Origin of the sequence: Mesorhizobium sp. ES1-3 (genome assembly GCF_020164795.1) — a bacterium.
In the GTDB taxonomy this organism is placed as follows: domain Bacteria; phylum Pseudomonadota; class Alphaproteobacteria; order Rhizobiales; family Rhizobiaceae; genus Mesorhizobium.
In genome coordinates this window covers 1-7,436 of the sequence record NZ_JAIUGW010000052.1, presented here as the reverse complement: position 1 = coordinate 7,436, position 7,436 = coordinate 1, and the positions used below count along the sequence as shown (strand labels likewise).

General features: G+C 64.1%; 3 protein-coding genes and 2 pseudogenes. All 5 read left to right on the top strand.

Annotation, left to right across the window (positions count from 1 at the left end; translation table 11 throughout):
• A pseudogene (locus LB536_RS31285) lies at positions 1 to 895 on the top strand (hypothetical protein); the annotation flags it as partial.
• Between the two features lie 205 nt (positions 896 to 1,100).
• Complete coding sequence (locus tag LB536_RS30710; RefSeq protein WP_224599089.1) at positions 1,101 to 3,398, top strand: peptidase domain-containing ABC transporter; 2,298 nt, start codon at positions 1,101 to 1,103, stop codon at positions 3,396 to 3,398.
• Positions 3,399 to 3,400: 2 nt separating this feature from the next.
• On the top strand, positions 3,401 to 4,843 hold the full coding sequence (locus LB536_RS30705) for an HlyD family type I secretion periplasmic adaptor subunit (protein ID WP_318013531.1): 1,443 nt from the start codon (positions 3,401 to 3,403) through the stop codon (positions 4,841 to 4,843).
• Between the two features lie 29 nt (positions 4,844 to 4,872).
• Entirely contained in the window at positions 4,873 to 6,609 is a 1,737-nt protein-coding gene (locus LB536_RS30700; RefSeq protein ID WP_224599087.1) for a tetratricopeptide repeat protein, read from the top strand.
• A 294-nt stretch (positions 6,610 to 6,903) separates the two neighbouring features.
• Positions 6,904 to 7,316, top strand: a pseudogene (locus LB536_RS30695) (helix-turn-helix domain-containing protein); the annotation flags it as partial.
• Between the last annotated feature and the right edge of the window lie 120 nt (positions 7,317 to 7,436).

Genomic DNA, 7,436 nt, shown 5'->3' with positions numbered 1-7,436 from the left:
CGATACGGGCGCCACGGGTTCGACTGGAGCCACAGGTGCAACCGGCGACACCGGCGCCACGGGCTCGACTGGGCCTACGGGCGATACCGGAGCGACGGGCTCGACTGGAGCCACAGGTGCAACCGGCGCGACTGGCAACACCGGCGCAACAGGCTCGACCGGAGCCACGGGCGCGACGGGAGCCACAGGCTCGACCGGCGGTACCGGAGCAACGGGCTCCACTGGTGCCACAGGCTCGACCGGCGCAACTGGACCGAAGGGCGATACCGGACCCAAGGGCGCAACCGGTTCGACCGGCGCGACCGGGCCGAAGGGCGATACCGGGCCCAAGGGCGCGACGGGTGCCACTGGCGCCACGGGCACAACTGGCTCGACAGGACCGAAAGGCGACACCGGGCCGAAGGGCGCAACCGGTTCGACCGGCGCAACTGGACCCAAGGGCGATACCGGACCCAAGGGCGATACCGGGCCGAAGGGCACGACTGGTCCGACCGGGCCAACCGGTCCGACTGGACCCTCGGGCGGTCACAAAGACTCGGTTGTCGCGTCGACCACAACCCTGGCGACAACGACCCAGAAGACCGCCAAGGTCACGTCCGACTCGCTTGGCCTCAAGGACACCGGGCAATTCCTGCAGTCCAGCTCGACCAAGGGCGACGGTGATCCTGGCAGCCAAGCCTCGCTCCGCCACCTGATCGGCCTTGCGGGGGCATCGGTGACGACAGACCTGCTCAATGTCCTCAAGACCATCGGGGGATTTGGGCAGAACCAGAACAAGCCGTCGGGGGCGAGCACGGATCTCAACTCGGACCAGACGAAGCCTGGTACCGGCTACGCCAACAACGACCACACCGTCAAGACGACGCTGAAGGATCTTCTGAAGCCGCATGAGTGAGCGGGAATGTTGACAACGGAGACGGTCCAAATTTGAGGACTGACGCGCGGGCGGCGCCAATGCGAAATCCGCGCGCGAAAAGGATTGGCATGAGAGTCGCGCTGTGGATCAATTCGGAGTACAAAAGGGGGATGAACGGTGACCTCGGCGGAGGCACATTGCTCAGGGCATCGGTGAGTTCGCCCGCGTACCGGAAGGCAAGTCCATGGTGAACATCACCGTGAACCCGGAAATCCAGCCGGTCTCGATCCGCGCCGGCACCGAAGGCGCGGCCGACCAGGCGAGCGGTCCCGATGCGGCGGCGCAAACTCCCGGCGGTCCCGCCGAATGCGACATGATCGGGCCACGCCTCAAGGCGATGCTGCGGGCCGCCCGCTATCATGGCGTCGAACTTGACCCCAACGAATTCAAGGCCGTGAGCGCGGTTCCGGCCGCCGCGGATCTGTCGCAATGGGCGCAGGACGCCGGCATGTGGTCACGCGCCGTGCGCATACGCTGGTCCCACCTTCTGCGCTTCCAGGACGCCGGACCGGTCGTCTTGTTGTTCAACGATGGCGGCGCGGCTTTGCTTATCGGGGCGAGCGCCGAGCGAAACGTCGTCTTCCTGAAAAGTGCGGATGCACCCGACGATGGTGAAGCCGTCGCCATTGACGAGTTGCGGCTGTCGCAGGTTTGGACGGGCGAGGCACTGCTGCTGCGCGCCACACGGTCCTATGTCGCGGCGGACGCCCCCTTCACCCTTCGCTGGCTTGCTGAACTGGTGCGTCTCGAAAGCCATGCCTTGCGCGATATCACCATCGCCTCGTTCACGCTGAGCGTCCTTACCATCCTGCCGCCGCTCATTGTCATGACGGTGGTCAACAAGGTGCTGCAGTTCAACAGCATCTCGACGCTGGTGCTGTTGTCCGCGGTGATCGCCGTGGTTTTCGTCTACGAGACTCTGCTTGGCCATGCGCGGCGACTGATCATCAATGTCGTCGGCGCGCGTCTGGACACCAAGCTGCAGCTGCACGTCTTCAGCCGGCTCTTGCGCCTGCCGCTCGATTATTTCGAGCGCCATCCGGCTGGCGAGACGATGTATCACTTGGCTCAAGTCTATCGTATCCGCGAATTCCTGACCGGAAAGCTCCTCAGCACGTTCCTGGATATGATCACGCTCTGCGTGCTGGTGCCGGTCATGTTCTATATCAACGCTAGCCTCGCCTGGATCGTGCTGACCTGCGCGGTCGTGATCATGCTGATCATCCTTGCGTTTCTCAGACCGCTGCGCCGGAGATACCAGAGGGTGGTCGAAGCAGAGACCTGGAAGGCGGCGGCGCTCGGCGAAACTGTCGTCGGCATCAAGACGGTGAAGGCGCTCGGCCTCGAGCCGCAGCGCAAGGCGCTCTGGGACGAGCGGGTGGCGGAAGCGGGAAAGGCGCGTCTCGCCTTTGGACAGCTGGCAAGCTGGCCGCAGACCATGGTCACGCCGATCGAACGTTTGATGGTGCTCGGCACCATGCTGATCGGCGCCTATCTCGCGATGAACGACCGCTCGGGCTATATGGTCGGCGGCCTGTTCGCCTTCATGATGATCTCCCAGCGTGTAGCGCAGCCGCTGGTCGGCTTGGCGCGACTGGTCGAAGACTACGAGGAGGTCGGTGCGGCGATCGGCGAGGCAGCGTCGGTTCTCAACCGGCCGCTGGAGAGCAGTTCGAATTCCACCGGCCTCAGGCCCAGGCTCGTCGGCGAGGTCACGTTCAGCGACCTGACCTTCAGCTATATCGCGACAAAGACACCGGCGCTCGACCGGGTCAGCTTCCACATTCCCGCCGGCAGCATGTTTGGCATTGTCGGGCGCAGCGGTTCGGGAAAGTCGACCATCGCGCGCCTCCTGCAAGGAATCAACCGCGACTACAGCGGGTTTCTCAAGCTCGATGGCGTCGACCTCAAGGAGATCAACCTGCGCCATCTTCGCCAAGGGCTCGGCGTGGTCCTCCAAGACAACTTTCTGTTCCGCGGATCGATCCGCGACAACATCATCGCCGGGCGCGCAGGCCTGACGCTTTCCGATGCCATGCGTGCGGCTCACCTCGCCGGCGCCCAGGAATTCATCGAACGCATGCCCAATGGCTACGACACCTACATCGAGGAAGGTTCGCCCAATTTGTCAGGCGGTCAAAAGCAGCGGCTGGCAATCGCGCGCGCCCTCATCCACGATCCGACCATCCTCATCCTCGACGAAGCGACCAGCGCACTCGACCCGGAGAGCGAAGCGGTGGTCAGCGCCAACCTCATGCGCATCGCCAGCGGGCGCACGATGATCATCGTTTCGCACCGGCTCTCCTCGCTTACCGAGTGCGATAACATACTGGTCATGGATCAGGGCAAGGTTCTCGACGTCGCGCCGCACGCGACCCTGCTGGAACGATGCGCGCTCTATCGCCAGTTGTGGTCGCAGCAGAACCGGCACCTCGACGGCCGCCACGGCCGCCCGGTCGCCGTTCCGCCGCGGTTGGTTTGACCATGTCGCGCGGCTCACTCGCATCAGGTCTGGCAATCATGAGTAGCACCTCTCTCACCGCCCTCCCCGCTCGGCGGCATCGGATGGAAACGAGGGATCCGACGACGCCGGCCATACTCGAGTTCCAATGGCCGTCGACGGCTGTCGCCAACGCGCCTGTTCCACGGGCTGCGCGCGGCATCGTCTGGATCGTTTCCAGCCTGGTCATCGCGCTGATCGCCCTGGCTGGGCTGATGCCGGTCGATCAGGTCGTAACGACCAGAGGGCTGGTGGTATCGCAATCCCCCAACATAGTCGTGCAACCGCTGGATACAGCGATTGTTCGCTCGATCGAGGTGCGGGAGGGACAGCGCGTCCAGGCCGGCCAGTTGCTTGCCCGCCTCGACGCGACCTTTGCCTCAGCCGACCTGGCGGCGCTGGCGATGCAGGTTTCGACGCTTGAAGCCGAGGTGGCGCGGTTGAAGGCGGAGGCCAGCGGGCAGGCATTCACCTATAACGGCCTCGATCCGAGCTGGACCCTGCAGATGTCGATATTCGAACACCGCAAGGCGGTTTACGACGCCAAGGTGGAGAGTTTCGAACGCCAACGTGACGAACTCAGTTCGGTGATTTCGCGATCGCAATCGGATGCCGACGGCTATCGCCAGCGACTCACGGTCGCCGACTCGATCGAACAGATGCGCAAGCAGCTCGAGGCAAGGCAGGTGGGAAGCCGCCTCAACACGCTCCTGGCCGAGGACAACCGGGCGGAAATGTCCCGGGCGCTCGGCAATGCCGAGCAGACCGCCGAGGCCGCCAAGCGCCAGCAAGCAGGCGTGGCCGCCGAGCGCGACGGCTACATTCAGGGCTGGCGGGGTGAAGTCTCGCAAAGCCTGTCGGAAGCGAGCTCGCGGATCTCCGACGCCCGCGAACTCCTCAACAAGGCAAAGCTTCGAAACCAGTTGGTCGAGTTGAGGAGCCAATCAGATGCCATCGTTCAATCGGTGGCAAAGGTCTCCGTCGGCTCGGTCATGCAGTCAGGCGAACGCTTCATCACGCTGGTGCCAGAAGATGCGCCGCTCGAGATCGAGACGAACATCGTTGGCAGGAGCAGCGGTTTTGTGCATGTCGGCGACCCTGTGGTCATCAAGTTCGACACCTTCCCCTATTCGCAATACGGCCTCGCCCATGGCACTGTGCGGGCACTCAGCCCCGACTCCTTCTCGGCGCAAGAGCAAGCGCGCGATCCGAACAGCTCCCTGGCCATGCTGCCTTCCGACGCCGAGCCGTTCTATCGGACGCGGATTTCCATCGACCAGGTCGCCCTCCACGGTGTGCCCGCCGGGTTCACCGTCAGCCCCGGCATGCCGGTGACCGCCGACGTCAAGGTCGGCCGGCGCACGATACTCAAGTACATTCTCGGTGTGATGCTGCCGATTGGCCAGGAGGCGATGCGGGAGCCATAGAGTACCGGAGGAATCAAAGGCTCGGATCGATGACAATCCTGGATCGGCTGACTGGTTTCGCCAGCCCGGCGGCATCGTTACGCCGGGCGATCCATCTGTCTGACAGCGGCAAGGTCGCTGAAGCCTTTCCGCTGATGGCGGTAGCGGCGCGCGCGGGGATTGTCGACGCCGAGTACCGGGTCGCGCGGTGCTATCTGGAAGGCTCGGGTGTGCCGCCGAGCCGCATGGAAGGCGCGCGATGGCTGCTTCGGGCAGCCAACCATGGGAGTGCCGATGCGCAGGCGCTCCTCGCCGCTCTCCACGTCACCGGGCTGGTGACGGCGGAAGCTGACGGCAGCGGCTCCGAATCCGGGCATTTGTTCAAACCTGATTCCTCGGGGAAACCAGACTTCACGGCCGCTTTCGACTTTGCCACCAAGGCGGCCGAGGCAGGCTCGGCCACGGGACAGGCGATCCTCGGCTATATCCTTACCAGCGGCCCCACATCGATGCGCGATGTCGATGCGGCACACCGCTGGTACGAGAAGTCGGCTTCCGCCGGCTGCCCCGAAGGGTGCCTGGGCTTTGCCTTGTCGCTGGCTCGCCTCGGCAGGCGCGAGAACAGGGCCAGGATTGCGGACGAGGTGAGACGCGCGGCCGACGCCGGCCTGCCGACCGCAATCTATCTTCTCGCAGTCCTTAGCGAGCACGGGCTCGGCGTGGAACGCGACATGGCTGCAGCTGCGCAACTCTATCAGGCTGCAGCGGAAAAGGGCCTTCCTTCAGCCCAGTTTCGGTTAGGATTAGCGTTGATCGATGGTGGCCTCATCGACCATGATGTCGCTGCCGGAGAGGCGTGGATGCGGCGTGCCGCCTTGGCTGGCAATATCGAGGCAGCCTATCTCCTGGGCGATCGCTATGCGAAGACGCAGCGACCGGATTTTGCGGAAGCCGCGAACTGGTATCGGCGGGCGGCCGAAGCGGGCCACCAGGCCGCCGCCCGCGCTTTGGCCTCGCTCTATTTGACGGGAAACGGTGTGGCCGAGGACGTCGAGGAAGGGGCACGCTGGCTGCGCACTTCTGCAAATGGCGGCAATCAGGAGGCACAGACCGACCTCGCCAATCTTGTCCTCAAAGGAGCCGGCGAGCCCGACGACGGTGCAAGCGTTGCCGGATGGTTCGAGGCGGCCGCATCATCAGGCGACCTCATCGCGGCATTCAACCTTGGACTCTGTTTCGCCAAGGGCGTCGGCGTTCGCCAGAACGAGGGGCAAGCGGCGCACTGGCTGCGACGCGCGGCCGAGGGCGTCGCAGAGGCGCAATATATGTATGCCCGCCTCCTCCAGGATGGACGCGGCGTGGCGGCCGACCCAACTCAGGCCCGCGTGTGGTTTGCGCGGGCCGCCGACGCCGGCGTGCTCGACGCCCGGGTGGCGCTCGCCGAGATGCTACTCAATGGGCGCGGAGGCACGCCCGAGCCCGAGGCTGCAATGCAGCTGTTTGAGCGGGCCGCCGTCGACGGTCACGCCGGGGCGATGTTTGCGCTTGGCGCGCTGTACGGAGCCGGCCACGGCCTGCCGGTCGACCAGACAGCAGCGCAGAAATGGTACGCTGCCGCCGCCGGACGTGGGCATAGCCAAGCCCAACTCATGCTCGGACGTTATCTCTTGAAAGGTCTCGCCGGGGAGCGCGACCCGGTTGCCGCTCGCCTTTGGCTCGAGCGCGCGGCCGCGCACGGTATCGGTGAAGCGGCAGACGAACTCGCCGAGTTCGCCTCTCCACGCTAAAATGGCCATTTCACCGAAATGTTTGTCCTCTGACTTTGCTGTGTCTGGTTGATCTTTAAATCAGCGAGAAGGCTTTGAAGGTGCTTGCCCGTTGATGGGGGACGAGGCCGTCCCTCCCCTTTTTGCTTCGAGCGTGGCTTTCGGGTCCCCAAGGCGAAGGCTTACATCCCGATGGGGCAGAGATCATAAGAGCTGGCGAGCGCGCTAGAGCGGGATGAGATTTATAAGAGTCGTGGGATTCCCAAATCATCGCAGTTCTGATTCAACATGCATGCTGGGAGGAGGCCAGCATGGATGGCAGCCTATTCGATGGACCTTCGCGAGCGGGTTGTAGCCGCGGTCAAGACGGAAGGGCTCTCGCGACGCGCGGCGGCGGCTCGATTTGGCGTCAGCTATAGCGCGGCCATCGCGTGGCTTAAGCGCGTCGAAGAGACGGGCAGTGCTGCGCCTCGCCAGGTCGGCGGCTACAAACCGAAGAAGCTCTCGGGAGCGTGGCGCGACTGGCTGATCGAACGCTGTCACGACAGGGACTTCACCTTGCGCGGCCTTGTGGCCGAACTTGGCGAGCGTGGCCTGAGGGTCGACTACCGTTCGGTGTGGGAGTTCGTGCATGCCGAGAAGCTCAGTCACAAAAAAAGACGCTGATCGCCGTCGAGCAGGATCGTCCCGATATCGCGCGACGGCGCATGCAGTGGACGAAGTATCGGGACCGCAAGCCTGTTTGATCCCAGGCTTTGATGGGGCACTCTTGCACTACTTTGGCAGATTTTTAGCGGCGGCGCGTTTTTGGAATTCCCAAGAGAGAGTTTGCGTGATTCATGGGAGGT